The organism is Ruegeria sp. AA6 (genome assembly GCF_056542865.1).
On record NZ_JBQGAN010000003.1, the window covers coordinates 67,591 to 87,594 of the forward strand.

Sequence of the window (20,004 nt, forward strand, 5' to 3'; positions counted from 1 at the left end):
TCTACTCTGCCGGATGCGATGGTAAATCCGGCATCGGCACCCACCCCGGCAGGTCATCGCGTGAAACTGAGGCATGCAAATGTTCGGACTGGTCCGCTCCAACTTTCCGGTGTTTGCGCAGCAGGAAAATCTTGCCCCAGCCACGCCAGGTGCCAACCGACGGCGCTGAGGTTGAGGTGGGGAAACGATCGCGCCAGCCTTCGGGCAGCGGCAAGCCGTGTAACTCGGCCTTGTCCAGCATCCAGATCAGAGAGATGTTGCTCAGTGGGCGCGCCTCTTCGTAGCCGTTCAACTGCCCGCCAACATCCCCATGCGTCCCACGAAACCAAACCTGCTGGACGTCGCCTTTAAACTCGGGTGAGCAGGTCCACAGGACCGGCTCATAAACCTCGCGGGTCTCGTCCAGTGCCATTGCGTGATAGCCGTGGCGGGTCGCCGGGCCAAGCTGATGGTTGTGAAACGCGTGCTTTTCTTCGGCCCAACGCCACAGCAACGGCAACCGCAAACCCAAAGCTTTGACCGTGTCCCAGACACCGATCATTTCGATGGCAATTTCCTCGTGGCAAAACTGTCGGCGGAAATCTTGCGCCGCCGGGCCGTTGGGATTGCATTCGTAATGGCGGTAAGCCTGTTTGATATTGCGCTCCGTGGCATGTTCGGCCTTGAGCAGTCCGATCATGTCGATCACGCCGGCAAGGCTGCGTACCCCGTATGCCCCACGCGAATAGCCGATGAAAAAGATTCGATCACCAGGTTTGTAACGCGACGCAAGATAACCATAGGCGCGGCGGATTTGCCTATTGATGCCCCGCCCCATCATCACATCCAGCGAAGATTTCCAACTTTCCCACTGAACCCCAGATTCGTAGAAGACTGAGACGCTGCTGCCCATTTCCCGGCACAGGCGATAGGTTTGGCCCGCATGGGTCTCGAACCCCGGTTCAAGCGTCGACATGGTGCCATCAAGGATAATGACATGGCTGACGGGTTCGCGGTGCAGCGTCTCGGCCGAATGTTCGGACCGCAGAGGCCGCCCGAGCCATCCCAGTACCTTTCTAGTCAGCCGCGACAGAACCATGCGTCAACAATTCCCAAACTCTGAGAGGTGTGAATGGCATATCCGCCTGTCGCACCCCGTGATCCCAAAGCGCGTCCTGAACCGCGTTTGCCACAGCGGCCAGCGCGCCCACGGTGCCGGCCTCTCCGCATCCTTTCATTCCCAATGGGTTAGAAGTTGACGGAACCGGCGCCGAGGTAAACTTTATCATGGGTATCTCGGCGGCATGGGGCAAGGCATAGTCCATCAACGAAGCCGTGAGCAGTTGCCCCTGTGCATCATATTCGACGCGCTCGCTCAGGGCTTGACCTATGCCTTGCGCCACTCCGCCATGCACCTGCCCTTCGGCCAGCATGGGGTTGATAAGATTACCGAAATCATCAACCACCGTGTAACGGTCGACCCAAGTTTCACCTGTGTAAGAATCGATAACGATTTCGGCAACGTGCGCGCCATTCGGAAAACTGCGCGCATCTAGTGTAATACGCGCCGTGTGCTGCAACAGGTCGGTACGACCGTCGGCACGGGCCATCTTGGCCGCTTCGGTCAAAGTAGGCGTCAGGTTCGACCCCGGCGCCCGGAATGTTTCGCGGTCAAAGCTCACGCCGCCTTCCTCCACGCCCATCTTATCGGCCAGATAAGGCGTGAATGCGGCGATCATGACATCGATTGTGGCCAGCGTGGCCGTGTTTTGAACCGTAACCGAGCGTGACCCACCAGTACCGCCCCCGCTGGGCAGTTGATCAGTGTCGCCCTGAACAATCTTGATCCGATCCATCGGAACACCCGTCTGATCCGACAGGAACTGAGTATATGCCGTTTCGTGCCCCTGCCCGTTCGATTGGGTTCCTACATATAGGTTCACGGTTCCATCCTCGCAGAACTCGATTTTTGCGTTCTCGGACGGGTCGCCAAGTATGCTTTCAATGTAATAGCACAGCCCCTGCCCCCGGATTAGACCACGTTCGGCATCCGCAGCCCTACGTTCGGCAAATCCCTGTACTTGCTCCTCCGCGCGGGTCAGGACCATTCCAAAGTCGCCGACGTCGTAGGTTTCGCCGGTAGCGGTTTTATAGGGGAAAGCCTCGGGCCGGATGAAGTTCTTGCGTCGCAACTCCCACGGGTCCACGCCCAGTTCCCGGGCGGCCCGGTCCATGATGCGCTCCAACACATAGATTGCTTCGGGCCGCCCAGCGCCGCGATAGGCGTCGACCTGTGTCGTGTTGGTATAGAACCCCTCGACCCGCAGATAGGCTTTTTGGACATCATAGGCCCCCATCAGCACTTTGCTGAATAGGTTGGTTTGAATGGCCTGCCCGAAATGGCTGTTATAGGCACCAAGGTTCACCTTGCTGTGGACTCGGTACGCGGTGATCTTGTGATCAGCGTCAAAGGCCAGTTCAGCCAGCGAGGTCAAGTCGCGGCCGTGATGATCCGACAGCATCGCTTCGGACCGGTCAGACATCCAGTGGACAGGCTGGCCCAGTTTCATCGCAGCGACCGCGACGCAAAAGTATTCTGGGTAGGGCATAACCTTCATGCCGAATCCACCGCCCACATCGGGGGTAGTGACACGGATGGCTTCGGGCTCCAATTTCAACTTCTGGGCCATCTGCCCGCGCATGGCCCAGACGCCCTGTCCCCCGTAGGCAAAGTTTAAACGACCGTCAGACCAATGAGCCTGACACCCCCGCGGTTCAATCGAAGTGACAATCACCCGGTTATCCGCAACGTTCAGTTGGACGGTATGCGCGGCGGCCTGAAAGGCAGCTTCGGTTGCGGCCTCATCGCCCATGCCCCAGTCAAATGCACGGTTATCGGGGGCTTCGACGTGCAGTGTTTCGCCGCCTGCGTCCACGTCCAGCTTGGCAGGCAGATCCTCTGTCTCCATCCAAATCAACTCGATCGCGTCGCGTGCCTGCATCTGAGTTTCAGCGATCACGACCGCAACTGGCTCACCGACAAAACGTACGCGATCTTTGGCCAGCATATGGCGGTCAGGCGCTGCTGCTTTGGACCCGTCCCGGTTGGTCAATACCGCCGCGTTCAGCACGGTGTCGATCCCAGCTTCTGCAAGATCGTCAACGGCCATCACTATCCGCACCCCGTCGGCTTCACGCGCTGCGTCCAGATCTAGCGTCGTGATCCGCCCATGTGCCACCGGGCTACGAAAAAACGCGGCGAACAGAGCACCACTGGGCACATCGTCGTCAATATACTGCCCCTGCCCGGTCAGTAACCGCTGATCCTCGGTTCGTTTGACCGACTGACTTTTTCCGAATTTTTCCATGGGATGCTCCTAGGTCGGCCAGTTGGGCCGACTTTAGGCTGCGCCGGTTCGTTGTCCAGAGCGTCCGCAGACCCTTCCCCTTCCTGCACGCATTCGCTATTGCAGGCGCTGACCAAGGATTGATGACGCAGGACGCACCCCATGGCGATGGAAAAGACATTCAACGCGGCCGAAGCCGAGGCCCGCATTTACGAGACCTGGGAACAGGCCGGAGCCTTCAAGGCAGGCGCAAACAAATCGCGCGACGAAAGCTTTACCATCATGATCCCGCCACCCAACGTGACGGGCGCGCTGCACGTGGGCCACGCGTTCAACAACACCTTGCAAGACATCCTGATCCGCTGGCACCGCATGCGCGGGTTTGACACGCTGTGGCAACCCGGTCAGGACCATGCGGGCATCGCCACGCAGATGCAGGTGGAAAAGATGCTGGCCGCCACTCAGCAGCCGGGTCGGCGCGAGCTGGGCCGTGAGAAATTCCTTGAGAAAGTCTGGGAATGGAAAGGTGAATACGGCGGCACGATCATCGAGCAGCTGAAACGTCTGGGGTCCTCCTGCGACTGGTCACGCAACGCCTTCACCATGGCCGGTGCGGCGGGCGACCCGCGCACGGGGCATGAGAACTCGGCCAACTTCCACGACGCGGTGATCAAGGTCTTCGTCGATATGTACGAAAAGGGCCTGATCTATCGCGGCAAGCGTCTGGTCAACTGGGACCCGCATTTCGAGACTGCAATCTCGGACCTTGAGGTCGAGAATATCGAAGTCGCGGGCCACATGTGGCACTTCAAATACCCGCTGGCCGGGGGCGAGACCTATACCTACGTCGAGAAAGACGAAGACGGGAACATCGTGTTTGAGGAAGAGCGCGACTATATCTCGATCGCCACAACCCGTCCCGAAACCATGCTGGGCGATGGCGCGGTTGCGGTTCACCCGTCGGATGAACGTTACGCGCCAATCGTTGGAAAACTTTGCGAAATCCCGGTTGGCCCGAAAGAGCATCGCCGTCAGATCCCCATCATCACTGACGACTACCCGGACCCCGATTTCGGCTCGGGTGCAGTGAAGATCACCGGTGCGCATGACTTCAACGACAACATGGTTGCCAAGCGCGGCGGCATTCCGATGTACCGCCTGATGGACACCAAAGGCGCGATGCGGGCCGATGGCGCGCCCTACGCCGAAGAGGCCGACAAGGCGCAGGAATACGCGCGTGGGCGTGAGTTCACCGAAAACGAGATCGACGCGATCAACCTCGTTCCCGATCACCTGCGCGGGCTGGACCGGTTTGAGGCGCGGGCGAAGGTGGTGGAAGAGATCACCGCTGACGGTCTGGCCGTGATGACCCGCGCGGATGATCCGCGTCTGGGTTCCACTGCTCTGAAGCCGGATCACGAAGGCGCAGACAAGCTGGTCCCGCTGGTCGAGAGCAAACCGATCATGCAGCCCTTTGGCGACCGCTCGAAAGTGGTCATCGAGCCAATGTTCACCGATCAGTGGTTCGTTGACGCCGCAAAGGTCGTCGGCCCCGCGCTGGATGCGGTCAAGGACGGCACGGTCAAGATCATCCCCGAGTCGGGCGAAAAGACCTATTACCACTGGCTTGAAAACATCGAGCCCTGGTGCATCTCGCGCCAGCTGTGGTGGGGGCACCAGATTCCGGTTTGGTATGGCCTCGACCTGTCCGCCGATGACTTCATTGGCGATGAAAATGACGGCGACCTTGATCTGGTCGAACTGGGCCGTTTGCTGAACGAAGGCGGAATGCTGCACCGTGGCAATGTCATGGAATGCGCAGCCAGCCTTGAGGCCGTAACCGAGAAGTTCCTCGACGACAACGCAAACATCCCGAGCCCACTTAGCCACGCGACTGTCATCGAAGTCGCCGACAAGCAGGAAGCGATCCATCAGTTCGCTGAAAGCCTTGCACAGTACGCGGTAGAACAAGACCCAACCAAGCTGGTGTACCCGGTCTGGCGCGACCCTGACGTGCTCGACACTTGGTTCTCGTCCGGCCTCTGGCCCATCGGCACGCTGGGCTGGCCCGAACAGACCGAAGAACTGGAACGCTACTTCCCCACGGACGTTCTGATCACTGGCTTCGACATCCTGTTCTTCTGGGTCGCCCGGATGATGATGATGCAACTGGCCGTCGTCGATCAGATCCCGTTCCACACCGTCTACCTGCACCAGCTCGTCCGCGACGAGAAGGGCAAGAAGATGTCCAAGACCACCGGCAACGTCATCGACCCGCTTGAGATCGTGGACGAGTTCGGCGCCGACGCGCTGCGCTTTACCAACGCCTCGATGGCGGCGATTGGCGGCGTGCTGAAACTGTCCCGCGAGCGCATCACCGGCTATCGCAACTTCGGCACCAAGCTGTGGAACGCCGTCCGCTTCGCTGAGATGAACGAGGTCTTCACCGATGACGTCCCGCAACTGGATATCGCCGGTCTGAAGCCCAAAGCTGCCGTGAACCGCTGGATCATCGGCGAAACCGCCCGCGTACGCGAAGAGGTCGACGCGGCGCTGGAAAGCTATCGCTTCAACGACGCGGCCAACGGGCTTTATGCCTTTGTTTGGGGCAAGGTCTGCGATTGGTACGTGGAACTGTCCAAACCCCTGCTGCAAGGCGACGATACCGAGGCGCAGGCCGAAACCCGCGCCACCATGCGCTGGGTTCTGGATCAGTGCATGGTTCTGCTGCACCCGATCATGCCGTTCATCACCGAAGAACTCTGGGGGCTGACCGGTAACCGCGCCAAGATGGTCGTCCACGCCGACTGGCCGACCTACGCCGCCGCCGACCAGATCGACGCGGATGCGGATCGTGAGATGAATTGGGTAATCTCGGTCATCGAAAACACCCGCTCGGCCCGTGCGCAGATGCGGGTGCCTGCTGGCCTCTACGTGCCGATGCTGGTGACCGAGATAGATGCGAACGGACAAGCCGCGTGGGACCGCAACGAGGCCCTGATTAAACGTCTTGCGCGGATAGACAGCCTGACCAAAGCGGATGAACTGCCCAAAGGCACAATCTCGATCGCTGCCCCCGGCGCGTCCTTCGGCCTGCCGCTGGCGGACATCATCGACATCGGCGCTGAAAAGGAACGGCTGGAAAAAGCCAAAGGTAAGCTGGCCAAGGAACTGGGTGGCCTGCGCGGGCGTCTGAACAACCCCAAATTCGTGGCCTCGGCCCCGGAGGAGGTGGTTGCGGAAGCCAAAGCCAACCTCGCCGCCCGCGAAGAAGAAGAAGCGAAACTGAACGAAGCGCTCGCCCGTCTGGCCGAAATCGCCTGATCTTCATCTTTTCCCAAATACTCAAAACCCAAACCCCGCCGCGCATCCAGCGGCGGGGTTTTCTTTTGCACCCAAAGAACTTGCCTCGGCAAGCCAACCATTGCTAGCAAGTGCAGGTTACAACCCCCGAGGTCAAAAATGGCGCGCGCAATCCCCCCGTTTCAAACCGTTTCGACCGGGCTGGTCGTGGCCATCGTCGGGTTCTTCAGTTCTTTCCCGATCGTTTTGCAGGGTCTGGCGGCCATGGGGGCCTCGGCGCAGCAGTCCGCCTCGGGCCTGATGATGGCGGCCATCGCAATGGGGCTCGCGGGGATAGGGCTCAGCCTGTGGTATCGGCTGCCCATCAGCGTGGCATGGTCGACCCCTGGCGTGGCGCTGCTGGCCGTATCGGCGATGCCCGCTGCGGGCTTTGCTGAGGCGACGGGTGCTTTCCTGTGCGCCGGTGCGTTGACTGTCCTTGCAGGGCTCTGGCGACCTTTGGGGCGACTGGCGGCAGCTATCCCGACGACCTTGGCACAAGCGATGTTGGGCGGAGTACTTCTGCCCTTGTGCATCGTACCGTTCAAAGCAGCCGTCGACCTTCCATGGCAAGCGTTGCCGGTGATCCTGACATGGTTCATCGCTGGTCGGGTTAACCGTCTGTTCGCGGTCCCGGCGGCCGTCGTGGCCGCTGCTATTGTCGTGATACTGAACGCGGGCGAGGCATCTGTTGTGCCAACTCAGCTGATGTCGGCACCAGCCTGGACCACGCCGACATTCTCTCTGGCCTCGGTCATCGGCATCGGCGTCCCGCTGTTCATCGTGACAATGGCCACCCAGAACATTCCTGGCGTCGCAGTAATGCGCAGCTTTGGCTATTCGCCCACCGCAGGTAAACTGTTTTCCTCGGTCGGCGCGGCCAGCATCCTGTCGGCCCCCTTCGGTGCACCAGCCACCTGTCTCGCCGCCATAACGGCTGCGATGTGTTCGAACGAGGACAGCCATCCCGACCCGGCCCAGCGCTACTGGTCGGCGGTTATGGCTGGCGTGTTCTACTGCTTGTTCGGCATATTTGCCGTAGCCATCACCGGCTTCGCCGCACATGCTGACCCGCTGCTGATGGGCACGCTGACGGGGATTGCTTTGATCGGAGTGATGGCCAACGCAACCCACGCCGCACTAGAGGTCCCTGCCGAGCGTGAAGCCGCCATTCTGACCTTTGCGATCACAGCGTCAGGCATCACGGTCTTTGGGCTTGGCGCTGCGGTCTGGGGCCTGCTGGCGGGCGGCGTCGCCTACCTGTTGCGCCGAAAAGCCTGAATCGCTGTCAGAGGATCATTTGAATTCAGGTTTCCGACCCTGCATCTGGGCCATCACAACCTCCATCTGATCGGGCTTGCCGATCAGGTCAACCTGCTCAGCAGATTCGGCCAGCAAAACCTCAGCGCGGGCCTTGGTTTCGGCCACTTCGATCACACGTTTCGCCGCGCGAATAGCCGACGGGCTTTTACCCGCGATATCCTCGGCAAGCGCCAACGCCTCGGTCAACGGATCGTCCGATAGTTTCGTGACCAGCCCCCATTCGGCGGCCTGCTGGGCACCGATGGGGCGGGCAGTGTACGTTAGCAATCGCAAAACATCCGAGCGCACCAATTGCGGCAGCAGAACCATCCCGCCCATATCGGGAATAATGCCCCATTTCATCTCCATCACCGAGAGTTTGGCCTCGGGGTGGGCGATGCGAATATCGGCGCCCAGCGCAATCTGCAGACCCCCGCCATAGGCAACGCCCTGAATGGCACAGATCACCGGTACCGGCACACGTCGCCAGATCAGAGCAACTTCTTGCAGCGCGTTGGCATCTTCGTGGCTGCGCGGCAACAGCATCTCAGCCGGATTGGCCTGCGCCAGTCCTGCCATGCTGACCATATCAAGCCCAGCGCAAAAGCTTTTGCCCTCACCCGACAGCACAACGGCGCGCACATCCGAGGCGGCGACCTCTTGCCCTGCTGACAGCAGCGCCTTGAACATCGCGTCGTCCAGCGCGTTCATCTTGTCGCCGTGGGTCAGCGTGACATGGGCGATGTGATCCTTGTATTCGACAGATACGCGTGACATGCGGGCCTCTTAAATCCGGTTTCGCCAACCATGCCCGGAAAGATCTTTTCATGCCACTGCGACGTGAGGGCAGATCTACTCAGCATAGAATTAAGAAAGTTTAATCTCTTATCAATTTCCCAATCCATGAAGCAGGGCCATCTGAGGCTCACCTAATAGGAGTGAGTACGATGAAATATACTGCTGCTTTGGGTCTCGTCGCCCTGAACCTGGCCTTTCTTAGCAATCCCGCGTTTGCCGAGTGTTATTTCGGAACCGATGCGGTGACCGGAGCCGAGACGATCATATGCGAGACGAATGGTAATTATTCCAGTTGGGGAACCTTGATTGCCGAAGCCTGACAGGTTTTCGGCCTCCGCCAACATAAGAACGTAAAGGAAGTCGCCGTGTTAAAGAGTGTCATGGCCGTTGTTACCTGCATCACCTTTGCCGGGCCTGCCCTTGCGGACAAGTTCTTTCCGGCGAACAGTATTGATGCCGTCGAATTGATTGGCCCTCCTGCTGAACCCGGTACTGCTGAGTTCGATCAGGAAATGTTCGCCGTCATGTGGTTGCAGGAAAGCCGAACGCCGGAACAGGTTGAGTTTGTGCAAAAATCCGTCAACCTTGAGCGTTTTGCTCCGATCGTTGCCACGGAGTTGTTGGAGATCGACACTCAGGTTCTAAGCGACACGCTGGATCAAATTATCGATGAAGTCCGCAATGACTACAACGCCGTCAAAGCGAACTATGACATCCCGCGCCCTTTCGTGCTGAACGATGCGGTTGAACCGGTCGCGACTGCTTTTCCGGTAACTTCTTACCCTAGCGGTCACACGATCCGGGCCATCGTGTATACGTCGGTTCTTTCAGATCTCTTTCCTCAGCACATGGACGAGCTGGAAAAGCTTGGGCGTGAGATCGGGTATGGCCGCGTCATTGGGGGTGTGCATTATCCCATGGATGTTGTTTCCGGGCAGACGTTGGGCAATGCCTACATGGACGTGATTCGAGACCAGCCGGCCTACCAAATAGCATTGGATGCCATCCGTGGCCGGGATGCTAAGCGGGAGTCTTCCAGCGCGCACATGTTTCTTGAAGTCACGGGTCAGTAACGTTCTTCAACACATCACCCGAAATACGGCTTGCGACCGCGTAAGGCTTGCCCAATTCCACGGCCTGCGCTTATCTGCGCCTATGAAAGCCCCTCGCTATACCCCGCTTGCTCTGTCACTGCCCGCCACTGTGCCCTTTGTCGGCCCCGAAACGCAGGAGCGTCAGCGGGGCGCGCCATTTGCAGCCCGGCTTGGCGCGAATGAAAGCGTTTTTGGCCCCTCTCCCCGCGCGCTTGAGGCGATGGCCGAGACGGAAATCTGGATGTATGGCGACCCCGAAAGCCACGATCTGACAAACGCTCTGGCGAAACATCATGGGGTAAGACCCGAAAATATCGTGGTCGGCGAAGGGATAGACGGCTTGTTGGGCTATCTGGTGCGATTGCTGGTCGGACAGGGCGATGCCGTCGTGACGTCCGACGGGGCCTATCCAACCTTCAACTACCACGTGGCCGGGTTTGGCGGAACGTTGCACAAAGTGCCCTATCAAGACGACCACGAAGACCCTGCAACGCTGTTCGCCAAAGCGGCCGAGGTGGACGCCAAGTTGATTTACCTCGCGAACCCCGACAACCCGATGGGCAGTTGGCATCGTAGCCGCGATATCATCGAAGCGATGGAGGCCTTACCATCAGGTTGCCTACTTGTGTTGGACGAAGCCTATGTTGAATGCGCCCCCGAAGGGACAGCGGCGATCATTGCGGCAGATGATCCCCGCGTGATCCGAATGCGCACGTTTTCAAAGGTATACGGCATGGCCGGGGCTCGTGTTGGATATGCTATTGGCGCACCGGATCTGATCGCCGCATTCAACAAGGTACGCAATCATTTCGGCATGAACCGAGCGGCGCAGGCAGGCGCGCTGGCGGCGTTGCAGGATGGCGAGTGGCTTGCACATGTACAAACACAGATCGTCACGGCGCGTGACCGAATTAGCCAGATCGCGCGAGAAAACGGGCTGGAGCCACTGCCGTCGGCCACGAATTTTGTGGCGATCGATTGCGGACGCGATGGTCCCTTTGCCAAGGCGGTATTGGACGCGCTGGTGGAGCAAGGTATCTTTGTCCGGATGCCTTTTGCCGCGCCGCAGAATCGTTGCATTCGCGTCAGTTGTGGCACGGAGGCTGATCTGGATGCCTTTGCCGCAGCGCTACCAAAAGCGCTGTTGGAGGCCAAAAGCACGACTTGAACCGGCGTAGCTGCGGGCGGTTCAATCTATCGCCAACGCGCGGGGTAGTTCAGATCGTCCAGCAAAGCCTGCAAGACCGGCTTGTCGTTACGGATCGAAATCGACGTGCCAGCGTGGAACGTCAGAACGATCATTGTCTGATAGTCTTTGGCGGCACCCAAAACTTACGCAATGCGTTCCAAGTCTCAGGCTCCGGTCATGCCAAAATCAATCAGATCGACCTTTGAGAGACGACCCGACCCAAGCTCCGATTATGCGGGAGTCACCCCTTCAGCTTGGCGGCGTCTCGTGCCAGCGCTTCGATCCCGGCCCAGTCGCCATCGATTACCATCTGCTTGGGCGCGACCCAGCTGCCGCCAGCGCAGACCACGTTGGAAAGGCTGAGATAATCGCGGGCGTTTGAGGGTGACACACCACCGGTTGGACAGAAGGTAATTTGAGGCAACGGCGCCCCAATGGCCTTTAGCGCAGGTGCGCCACCCGAAGCTTCGGCCGGGAAGAATTTCAACATGTCATAGCCTTTTTCCAGCAGGGCCATCGCCTCGCTGGCCGTCGCTGCGCCGGGCAACAGGGGAAGACCCTCAGCCTCGCAGGCGGCGATCAACGTGTCGGTTGCGCCGGGCGAAACACCAAACTGCGCGCCTGCTTCTTTCGCTGCGCGAACGTCTTCGGGAGTAACTAAAGTGCCCGCGCCGACCACGCCGCCGGGTACTTCGGCCATTGCGCGGATTACATCCAGCGCCGCAGGGGTGCGCAGGGTGACTTCAAGTGCGGGCAGACCACCAGCGACCAGCGCCTCGGCCAGAGGGCGGGCATGCGCTGCGTCATCGACAACCAAAACCGGGACAATAGGGGCCAGGCTGCAGATTTCGCGGGTACGTTCGGTTTTTGACATGAGGATTAGACTCCGAAAATACTGGCACCGGTGTCGGCGGATCCGACATTGGCGCGGAAGGTGCCGAACAGGTCGCGCCCGACGCCGTGTTGGTTGGCCGAGAGGTCGGCAGTGGCAGGCGTGCGATCCAGCACACCCGGAGTAAGGATTTCCAGTTCGCCCTTTACCGCATCCACGCGCAGCAGATCGCCGTCCTGCAGGCAAGCGATTGCGCCACCATCCAACGCCTCCGGGCAGACGTGGATCGCGGCTGGAACCTTGCCCGACGCGCCGGACATGCGACCATCGGTGACCAGTGCCACTTTTTGCCCCCTGCCCTGCAGGATCGAAAGAATCGGGGTCAGCGAGTGCAGTTCGGGCATCCCGTTGGCCTTGGGGCCTTGGAACCGGACAACGACGATAACGTCGTCAGTGAACTCGCCCGTCTTGAACGCGGTTTTGACTTCATCCTGATCGTGGAATACGCGGACGGGGGCCTCAACCACCTGATGTTCAGGAGCGACCGCCGAGACTTTCATGACGGCGGTGCCCAGATTGCCGGTCAGGCGCGACAGGCCGCCAGTGGGCTGGAACGGGTCTTTGGCCGGGCGCACGATTTTCTCGTTCAGGCTGTGGCCTGCGCCCTCTTCCCAGACCAGTTCGCCGTTTTTCAGCTTGGGTTCCTTGGTGTAGTTGTGCAGACCCTGCCCCGCGACGGTCAGCGTGTCGGGGTGCAGAAGCCCGTCCTCTAGCAGTGTGCTGATGCAGTAGCCAAGACCACCTGCGGCGTGGAAATGGTTCACGTCCGCCAGCCCGTTGGGATAGACCCGCGCGACCAAAGGAACCACGGCAGAGATGTCGGAAAAATCCTGCCAATCCAAAACGATACCGCCCGCACGCGCCATGGCGATCAGATGGATCAGAAGGTTGGTTGACCCGCCCGTAGCCATGAGGCCAACGATTCCGTTCACAAAGGCACGTTCGTCGAGGATTTGGCAAACAGGGGTATAGTGGTTCCCGAGTGCGCTCAGTGACAACGCGCGGCGCGCGCCCTCTTCAGTCAGCGCATCCCGCAACGGCGTGTTGGGATTGACGAAGCTCGAGCCCGGCAGGTGCAGGCCCATGAACTCCATCAGCATCTGGTTCGTGTTGGCAGTGCCGTAGAACGTACAGGTTCCGGGGCCGTGATAGGCGGCCATTTCCGCCTTCATCAGCGCGTCGCGGTCGACTTCTCCGGCGGCGAATTGCTGACGGACCTTGGCCTTTTCGTCGTTCGGCAGGCCACTGGTCATTGGACCGGCGGGCAGGAAAACGGCGGGCAGATGGCCAAAGGCTTGCGCACCGATGATCAGGCCGGGGACGATCTTGTCACACACACCAAGGAACACGGCGGCGTCATAGGTGTTGTGGCTGAGCGCCACGCCAGTCGCCAATGCGATCACATCGCGTGAGAACAGGGACAGCTCCATCCCCGCCTCGCCCTGCGTGACACCGTCGCACATGGCGGGTACGCCGCCAGCGACTTGCGCTGTGCCGCCCGCGGCGCGGATCGCGTCACGGATCAGACCCGGGTAGCGTTCGAACGGCTGGTGGGCCGACAGCATGTCGTTATAGGCGGTAACGATACCGAGATTTCCGGCCGTACCAGTCGCCATCGCCTGCTGATCCGTCCCAGCCCCGGCATAAGCATGTGCCTGACCACTGCACGACAGATGCCCACGCGCAGGGCCTTTGGATTTAGCGTGCTCCATCCGTTCCAGATGCGGGCCACGCAGGTCCGCGCTGCGGTCGACGATCCGCTTCGTGACGTCGGTGATGACAGAATGAACCATGATTTAACCTCCGATCTGACGCCAGCGACGGCCGTCGCGATGCATCAGCATCAATGCTTCTTCGGGGCCTGAACTGCCCTGATCGTAACGCGCAGGGCGATCACCGCGATCTTCCCAGCCCTGAATGATAGGGTCGACCCAGGCCCAGGCGGCCTCGGCCTCGTCTCCGCGCATGAACAGGGTCTGGTCGCCGCGAATGACATCCATCACCAGCCGCTCATAGGCGTCGGGGGCACTTGCTTCGGCGCCCAGTGCGTCGGCAAAGCTCATGTCCAGCGCCACGTCGGACAGGCGGAAACCGCCTGGGCCGGGGTCTTTTATGGTTGTACGCAGTGTAATCCCCTCGTCCGGTTGCAGTCGGATCACCAGCACGTTGCCGTGAAGCGGACCGACATTGGGGAAAATCGTATGCGGCGGATCGCGGAAGAACACGGCGATCTCGGATTCCCGTGCCCGCAGGCGCTTGCCCGTGCGCAGATAGAACGGCACCCCTGCCCAGCGCCAGTTGCCCAGATGGACCTTGAGAGCAATGAAACTCTCGGTCCGGCTGGCCGGGTTACCGACATGATCGACATATCCACCCTGACCATGTTCTGCACGATATTGACCGCGGGCAATATCCTTCGGCTCGACAGGCTCCAGCGCTTCGATTACCTTGACCTTTTCGTCGCGCACCGCGTTCGGCGAGAACTTTGAGGGCGGTTCCATCGCCGTCAGACACAAGAGTTGCACAAGGTGGTTCTGGATCATATCCCGCATCGCGCCGGACTGATCATAGTAAGCACCGCGCCCCTCAACCCCGACGGTTTCGGCGACGGTAATCTGCACGTGATCGACATGGGTCGAGTTCCACAGCGGCTCGAACAGGGAATTGGCAAAGCGCAGCGCCATCAGGTTTTGCACCGTTTCCTTGCCCAGATAATGGTCGATCCGATAGATTTGATGCTCTTCAAAACAGGCGCGTAGACCTTGGTTCAGCGCTTTTGCGGACGCCAGATCATGACCAAAGGGTTTTTCCACCACGATACGGCTGTCAGGTGTGGCGAGACCGTGATCATGCAACCGCTGTGCGATGCCTGAAAACAGGCTTGGGCCAACCGACAGATAAAAGGCACGCACCACATCCGGGCGCAAGGTTTTGGCCAAATCGGCCCAACCGGCCTCACCCAATGCGTCAACCGGGACATATTCGATTTGGCTGAGGAACTTGTCCAGCACATCCTTTTTGTATTCCGGCGCAAATTCCTTCATCGAGCCGAGAAGCTGGTTACGGAATGCGTCGCTGTCCATGTCCGAACGGGCGGTGCCGATGATCCTTGCGTCTTCGGGCATCTGCCCCACTTCGAACCGGTGATAGAGGCCCGGCAGTATCTTACGCTGTGCCAGATCGCCGGTTGCACCAAACAGCACCAGGTCAAACGGGTTAACCGGAATTACGCGTGAAACCATCGACGGGCTCCTTCAGTTCTCACCTGGGTCACCATAGCACCTTGTTTCAGCAGTGCCGGTGACGCGGGCCATGTTACCGCTAACATTTGCCGTCTGAATAGGCAATGCAGATGCAGAAAGCAAGCCCGGATTTAACAGATTATCCCTGATTGCGCAGCCATTCCATGACTGACGGGCGCACAGACTGTTCGCCGCGGTGCCGCGCATCAGCGATAATCTTGCGCAGCGATTGCAGATCGGACCTGAGCAGAACGCTTTTGACCGGTCCAATCGATGCGGGTCGCATAGACAGCGTTCGGATGCCCATCGCGGCCAGACACAACGCCTCGACCGGGCGACCTGCGTCTTCGCCACAGAAGGAAAGCGGTGTATTCGAGATATTGCAGCGCTCGACGATCCGCTCGATGAAACTCAGGAAGCTGACGTTCAACGTGTCATAGCGGCGCCGAACCAGCTCGTTCTCGCGGTCGGCGGCGAAGAAAAACTGTTTCAAGTCATTGCCACCGATCGAGATGAAATCGACCTCGTCAAAGAATTTCTGCGGCGCAAAGGCCAACGACGGGGTTTCCAGCATCGCGCCGACTTCAAGCGTTTCGGGCAGCACATGGCCAAGCCGCTTTTCCCGTTCGATGGTCTTGTTGACCTCCCATCGGGCCTCGCGGAATTCGTCGGCCTGCGCCACGAATGGGAACATGATCGTCAACGGGCGACCGTCGGCAGCACGCAACAACGCCTGTAGCTGCATCCGCATCACGCCACGCTTGTCCAGACCCACTCGAATTGCCCGCCAGCCCAAAGCCGGGTTTGGTTCGGCGACATGTTTCATGTAGGGCAGCACCTTATCCGAGCCGATATCCAGCGTACGGAACACCACACGCTTGTCTCCAGCCGCGTCCAGAACCCGCTGGTACTGCGTCACCAATTCCGATCGCTTCGGCATCTGGTTGCGCACCAGGAACTGCAACTCGGTCCGAAACAGGCCAACGCCTTCGGCACCGGAGTTCTCCAGCGACGGCAGATCCGCCATCAGACCCGCGTTCATCACCAGATTGATACGCTCTCCATCCCGTGTAACCGTCGGGGTTTCACGGATCGAGGCATAGCGTTCCTGCGCTTTGGCTTGCATCGCGATCTTGTCGCGGAATGCGCTAACAACGGTATCTTCGGGGCGCAGGTGTACTACACCCTGATCACCATCAACCAGAATATGGTCTCCATTCAACGCCTCGGTGGTGATACGGGCCACGTGAACGACCAACGGAATCGCAAGCGCGCGCGCCACGATAGTGGCGTGACTACCGACCGATCCTTCTTCAAGCACGATACCTTTCAACGACCTGCCGTATTCCAACAGATCACCTGGTCCAATGTTCCGGGCAATCAGAATCGGATCGGACGGCAAGTCCGTGCCGTTGGCATTGCCCTGCCCGGTCAGAATGCGCAGCAACCTGTTGGACAGATCGTCCAGATCAGCAAGCCGTTCGCGAAGATAGGGGTCCGTTACCTGCCCCATCCGGGCGCGGGCCTGAGACTGTTCTTTCTCGACAGCGGCCTCGGCGCTCAGGCCCAGTCCGATGTCCTCCTCCATCCGACGCATCCAGCCTTTGGAATTTGCGAACATACGATAGGCTTCAAGAACCTGTAGCTGCTCTTTGTCACCGCCCTGCGAGATTTCCAGCATCTTATCGACGCCAACGCGTAATTCTTCGACGGCTTCACTCAGTCGTTCCAGTTCCCGATGTGGGTCTTCGGCGATGGGGTTCGTTACCACCACGCGCGGTTCATGTAGCCAGACATGGCCTTCGGCCGCGCCTTCCTGCGCTGGGCCACCCCGCATCAGAACTGATTGCTGGTGCAGCGGTGACAGGGCTGCGCCTTCACCCACGAAGGCACCCAGTTCGGCCATTTCGGCCAGAACCATGGCGACAACTTCCAGCGCATATACCTCATCTGCGGAAAACTCCCGCGCTTCGCGGGATTGCACGACCAGTACGCCCAGCTTTTCGCCGAGTCTTTGGATCGGAACACCAAGGAACGAAGAAAACCGCTCTTCCCCGGTTTCCGGCATGTAACGGAAGCCTTTGGCAGATGGCGCATCTGCCGTATTCATAACTTTGCCGGATTGGGCAACGCGACCTACCAGCCCTTCGCCCATGCGCATCCGCGTCTTGTGCACGGCCTCGGGCGCCAACCCTTCGGTCGCGCAAAGTTCCAGCGTGTCCTCGTCGCGAAACAGGTAAACCGAGCAGACTTCGGCCCGAATGCTGTCAGCAATCAGATGCGTGATCCGGTCAAGGCGTTCCTGACCAGCGGCCTCGCTTGCCATCTCTTCGCGCAGCCGCCCCAGCAGCTTACGGGATTCTGTTTCGGTGCCGTCCGCCATGGCCCAACCAAATTAGTGTGTCAGGCGAGATCCTTGGCTGAAAAGCTCAGGCCGCCTTGTCCAGTTCAAAGGCATCATGCAGTGCCTGAACCGCAAGTTCCATGTATTTCCGATCCACAAGTACGGAAATTTTTATCTCAGAGGTTGTAATGACTTTGATGTTGATACCCTCATCCGAGAGTACCTTGAACATTTTGGCCGCCACACCGGACTGAGAGCGCATACCAATCCCGACAACAGAGACCTTGCAGACGTCCTGATCCGCAACCAGTTCGGCATAGTTCAGCTCGCCCGCGTCCTTGATTGCCAGCAGCGCTTTTTCGGCGCGCGTCACCTGATCGGTCGGGCACGAGAACGTCATGTCCGTGCGCCCCTCGTCCGAGATATTCTGCACGATCATGTCCACATTCACGCCCTCATCGCTGAGCGCGGTAAAGATGGTCGAGGCAATACCGGGGCGGTCCGCCACCGATACGACGGTCATCTTGGCCTCGTCACGGGAATAGGCCACACCGGCCACGACATTGGATTCCATGATATCCTCCTCGTCCACGACCAGCGTACCGGCCTCGTCGGATTGTTCTTCGAAACTTGAGAGAACGCGCAGTTTCACCTTATAGCGCATCGCCAGCTCGACCGAGCGGGTTTGCAGCACTTTCGCGCCCAGCGACGCCAGTTCGAGCATTTCTTCGAACGAAATGCGATCCAGTTTGCGCGCCTTTTCGCAGATGCGCGGGTCAGTGGTATAGACGCCATCCACATCAGTGTAGATGTCACAACGCTCGGCACCAAATGCGGCTGCGAAGGCAACGGCGGTGGTGTCCGAACCGCCCCGCCCCAGCGTGGTGATGCGGCCTTCGGGGCTGATTCCCTGGAACCCAGCAACGACGGCTACCTTCATGCCTTCGTCGAATTTCTGGCCTATATTCTCGGTCGGGATTTCCTCGATCCGCGCCTGGCTGTGGGCGCTGGTGGTTTTCAGCGGCACCTGCCAGCCCTGCCAACTGCGGGCTGGGATATCCATTTCCTGCAGCGTCAGCGCCATCAGACCGGCGGTCACATTCTCACCCGAGGATACCACGGCGTCATATTCCCGTGCGTCGTACAGTGGCGAAGTCTCATCAACCCACCCCACCAGTTCATTTGTCTTGCCAGACATGGCCGAGACGATGACGATCACGTCATAACCTTTGGCCACCTCGACGCCGATGCGTTTGGCCGCGCGGCGGATGCGGTCAAGGTTGGCAACCGATGTGCCACCGAATTTCATTACGAGTACGGGCATGGGGGTGGTCTCTCCGCGCCTTGGAATTCAGGTCCCGTGCGTCTTATGCGAGGGGGGCCACAAGGGCAAGGGTTCAAAACCGCCCCGATTGCCGCATTGGGCCGCTTTACATCCGGTAGTGGCGGTGTCAGCCTTAGACAACGCATTTTCCAAGAGGTTTTCCATGCTCCGCCTTGCCATCGCAACCATGCTGCTGTCTTCGCCCGCTTTTGCACAACAGGCTTCGCTGGCCGCAACCGATGGCAAGAATGCCCTGGGTACAGTGCCCTGCGCTGCAGGTGGTCAACCGCTGAGCAGCTGCCATGCCGAACTACGCCACCACGACGACGGCACAACCACCCTTGCCGTAGCATTGGGCGCCGGTGAAGTGCGCAGCATCTATTTCACCGATGGAGTCCCCACTTCCAGCAGCTCACCCGCCAAGATCACCCACGAGACGCGCGGTGATCTCACGGTGGTTTTCATTGACCCTGACGAGGTTTACGAAATCCCCTCGGCGGCGCTGAAACGTCAATAAGCGTGTGGAAAGCCGTCCCAAGTCTCAAAACAGCCCGTCGTTTCAAGTGACAAAGCGTCAAACCGTGCGATCAGGCCCTCAGCGGCTTGATCCGTGGTGATCTCAGCAGCCGGTCCACCCATTTCCGTCAGCACCCAACCGGGGTGATAGATTCCAACGGCGATGCCGTCCTCGCGCAAATCGGTGGCTAGATTGCGCCCAAGGTTCAACGCGGCGGCCTTCGACGCACGATAGATATAGCTGCCGCCCGGTGCCCGCGTATGCGACGCCATTTGCGAAGACAGGATCGCAATCTTGCCTTTCGCGGCGCGCAGATTGGGCAACAGTGCCTGAACAGACAGAAACACACCGGTCACGTTGACGGCGAAACTTTGGGCCCACATATCCGCAGGATACCCGTCAATGTCCTGTCCTTTGTCCAGATAAACACCGGCATTACAGATCAACAGGTCGACCGGTTGGTCGCCCAAATGCGCCGCCATATCCGAATGCTGCGCGGGATCGGTAACATCCAAAACCAGATCCGCGCTTCCGTTCCGCGCGGTTCCGGTCAGAGCATCGCCGCGGGCACGATAGGCATCGGCCAGCGTTCGGCCAATCCCGCGATTGACCCCGGTAATAACGATATGCACGG

Annotated in this window: 15 protein-coding genes; 6 read left to right on the forward strand and 9 right to left on the reverse strand. The window is 59.5% G+C overall.

The features are described 5' to 3' along the window. Position 1 precedes the first annotated feature (1 nt). Positions 2-1,078, reverse strand: coding sequence for a DUF2235 domain-containing protein (locus tag ACR0LN_RS06250; RefSeq protein WP_480428460.1), 1,077 nt, complete (start codon positions 1,076-1,078; stop codon positions 2-4). Then, positions 1,056-3,347 carry a xanthine dehydrogenase family protein molybdopterin-binding subunit gene (locus ACR0LN_RS06255; RefSeq protein ID WP_480428461.1) on the reverse strand — a complete coding sequence of 764 codons (2,292 nt, stop codon included), beginning with the start codon at positions 3,345-3,347 and terminating at the stop codon, positions 1,056-1,058. Before ACR0LN_RS06255 ends, ACR0LN_RS06250 begins: the two co-directional genes overlap by 23 nt. Positions 3,348-3,488: 141 nt before the next feature. Between ACR0LN_RS06255 and ACR0LN_RS06260 the strand changes: the two genes are divergently transcribed. Further along, a complete protein-coding gene (locus tag ACR0LN_RS06260) occupies positions 3,489-6,650 on the forward strand; it encodes a valine--tRNA ligase (RefSeq protein WP_480428462.1) in 3,162 nt (1,053 codons plus the stop codon). Between the two features lie 138 nt (positions 6,651-6,788). After that, positions 6,789-7,949, forward strand: coding sequence for a benzoate/H(+) symporter BenE family transporter (locus tag ACR0LN_RS06265; RefSeq protein ID WP_480428463.1), 1,161 nt, complete (start codon positions 6,789-6,791; stop codon positions 7,947-7,949). Between the two features lie 15 nt (positions 7,950-7,964). On the opposite strand, the gene ACR0LN_RS06270 is transcribed toward ACR0LN_RS06265, so the two are convergent. Then, entirely contained in the window at positions 7,965-8,747 is a 783-nt protein-coding gene (locus ACR0LN_RS06270; protein ID WP_480428464.1) for a crotonase/enoyl-CoA hydratase family protein, read from the reverse strand. A gap of 170 nt (positions 8,748-8,917) precedes the next feature. On the opposite strand from ACR0LN_RS06270, the gene ACR0LN_RS06275 reads away from it, so the two are divergent. From ACR0LN_RS06275 to ACR0LN_RS06285, 3 genes are all read left to right on the forward strand, one after another. Beyond that, positions 8,918-9,088 carry a hypothetical protein gene (locus tag ACR0LN_RS06275; RefSeq protein ID WP_480428465.1) on the forward strand — a complete coding sequence of 57 codons (171 nt, stop codon included), beginning with the start codon at positions 8,918-8,920 and terminating at the stop codon, positions 9,086-9,088. Between the two features lie 45 nt (positions 9,089-9,133). Next, positions 9,134-9,841, forward strand: coding sequence for a phosphatase PAP2 family protein (locus tag ACR0LN_RS06280; protein WP_480428467.1), 708 nt, complete (start codon positions 9,134-9,136; stop codon positions 9,839-9,841). An 82-nt stretch (positions 9,842-9,923) separates the two neighbouring features. Continuing rightward, positions 9,924-11,030, forward strand: coding sequence for a pyridoxal phosphate-dependent aminotransferase (locus ACR0LN_RS06285; RefSeq protein ID WP_480428468.1), 1,107 nt, complete (start codon positions 9,924-9,926; stop codon positions 11,028-11,030). Between the two features lie 262 nt (positions 11,031-11,292). On the opposite strand, the gene ACR0LN_RS06290 is transcribed toward ACR0LN_RS06285, so the two are convergent. From ACR0LN_RS06290 to ACR0LN_RS06310, 5 genes are all read right to left on the reverse strand, one after another. After that, the gene (locus ACR0LN_RS06290; RefSeq protein WP_480428470.1) at positions 11,293-11,925 is read right to left on the reverse strand and encodes a bifunctional 4-hydroxy-2-oxoglutarate aldolase/2-dehydro-3-deoxy-phosphogluconate aldolase; all 633 of its coding nucleotides are present in this window, start codon (positions 11,923-11,925) and stop codon (positions 11,293-11,295) included. Between the two features lie 5 nt (positions 11,926-11,930). Continuing rightward, complete coding sequence (edd, locus tag ACR0LN_RS06295) at positions 11,931-13,736, reverse strand: phosphogluconate dehydratase (RefSeq protein ID WP_480428471.1); 1,806 nt, start codon at positions 13,734-13,736, stop codon at positions 11,931-11,933. 3 nt (positions 13,737-13,739) lie between these two features. Then, positions 13,740-15,185 (reverse strand): glucose-6-phosphate dehydrogenase, encoded by a 1,446-nt coding sequence (gene zwf, locus ACR0LN_RS06300; RefSeq protein ID WP_480428472.1) that lies wholly within the window; start codon positions 15,183-15,185, stop codon positions 13,740-13,742. A gap of 139 nt (positions 15,186-15,324) precedes the next feature. Then, entirely contained in the window at positions 15,325-17,568 is a 2,244-nt protein-coding gene (ptsP, locus tag ACR0LN_RS06305; RefSeq protein ID WP_480428473.1) for a phosphoenolpyruvate--protein phosphotransferase, read from the reverse strand. 46 nt (positions 17,569-17,614) lie between these two features. Next, a complete protein-coding gene (locus tag ACR0LN_RS06310; protein ID WP_480428474.1) occupies positions 17,615-18,853 on the reverse strand; it encodes an aspartate kinase in 1,239 nt (412 codons plus the stop codon). 163 nt (positions 18,854-19,016) lie between these two features. Here ACR0LN_RS06310 and ACR0LN_RS06315 point away from each other — a divergent pair, with 163 nt between their 5' ends. Further along, on the forward strand, positions 19,017-19,370 hold the full coding sequence (locus tag ACR0LN_RS06315) for a hypothetical protein (RefSeq protein ID WP_480428475.1): 354 nt from the start codon (positions 19,017-19,019) through the stop codon (positions 19,368-19,370). On the opposite strand, the gene ACR0LN_RS06320 is transcribed toward ACR0LN_RS06315, so the two are convergent. Then, a complete protein-coding gene (locus ACR0LN_RS06320; protein WP_480428476.1) occupies positions 19,364-20,002 on the reverse strand; it encodes an SDR family NAD(P)-dependent oxidoreductase in 639 nt (212 codons plus the stop codon). The genes ACR0LN_RS06315 and ACR0LN_RS06320 overlap by 7 nt on opposite strands. Between the last annotated feature and the right edge of the window lie 2 nt (positions 20,003-20,004).

What these genes read in the sequence shown, in the direction of transcription:
- ACR0LN_RS06250 (WP_480428460.1), bottom strand. Translation starts at nt 1,078, where the DNA reads ATGGTTCTGTCGCGGCTGACTAGAAAGGTACTGGGATGGCTCGGGCGG.
- ACR0LN_RS06255 (WP_480428461.1), bottom strand. Translation starts at nt 3,347, where the DNA reads ATGGAAAAATTCGGAAAAAGTCAGTCGGTCAAACGAACCGAGGATCAG.
- ACR0LN_RS06260 (WP_480428462.1), top strand. Translation starts at nt 3,489, where the DNA reads ATGGCGATGGAAAAGACATTCAACGCGGCCGAAGCCGAGGCCCGCATT.
- ACR0LN_RS06265 (WP_480428463.1), top strand. Translation starts at nt 6,789, where the DNA reads ATGGCGCGCGCAATCCCCCCGTTTCAAACCGTTTCGACCGGGCTGGTC.
- ACR0LN_RS06270 (WP_480428464.1), bottom strand. Translation starts at nt 8,747, where the DNA reads ATGTCACGCGTATCTGTCGAATACAAGGATCACATCGCCCATGTCACG.
- ACR0LN_RS06275 (WP_480428465.1), top strand. Translation starts at nt 8,918, where the DNA reads ATGAAATATACTGCTGCTTTGGGTCTCGTCGCCCTGAACCTGGCCTTT.
- ACR0LN_RS06285 (WP_480428468.1), top strand. Translation starts at nt 9,924, where the DNA reads ATGAAAGCCCCTCGCTATACCCCGCTTGCTCTGTCACTGCCCGCCACT.
- ACR0LN_RS06290 (WP_480428470.1), bottom strand. Translation starts at nt 11,925, where the DNA reads ATGTCAAAAACCGAACGTACCCGCGAAATCTGCAGCCTGGCCCCTATT.
- edd (WP_480428471.1), bottom strand. Translation starts at nt 13,736, where the DNA reads ATGGTTCATTCTGTCATCACCGACGTCACGAAGCGGATCGTCGACCGC.
- zwf (WP_480428472.1), bottom strand. Translation starts at nt 15,185, where the DNA reads ATGGTTTCACGCGTAATTCCGGTTAACCCGTTTGACCTGGTGCTGTTT.
- ptsP (WP_480428473.1), bottom strand. Translation starts at nt 17,568, where the DNA reads ATGGCGGACGGCACCGAAACAGAATCCCGTAAGCTGCTGGGGCGGCTG.
- ACR0LN_RS06310 (WP_480428474.1), bottom strand. Translation starts at nt 18,853, where the DNA reads ATGCCCGTACTCGTAATGAAATTCGGTGGCACATCGGTTGCCAACCTT.
- ACR0LN_RS06315 (WP_480428475.1), top strand. Translation starts at nt 19,017, where the DNA reads ATGCTCCGCCTTGCCATCGCAACCATGCTGCTGTCTTCGCCCGCTTTT.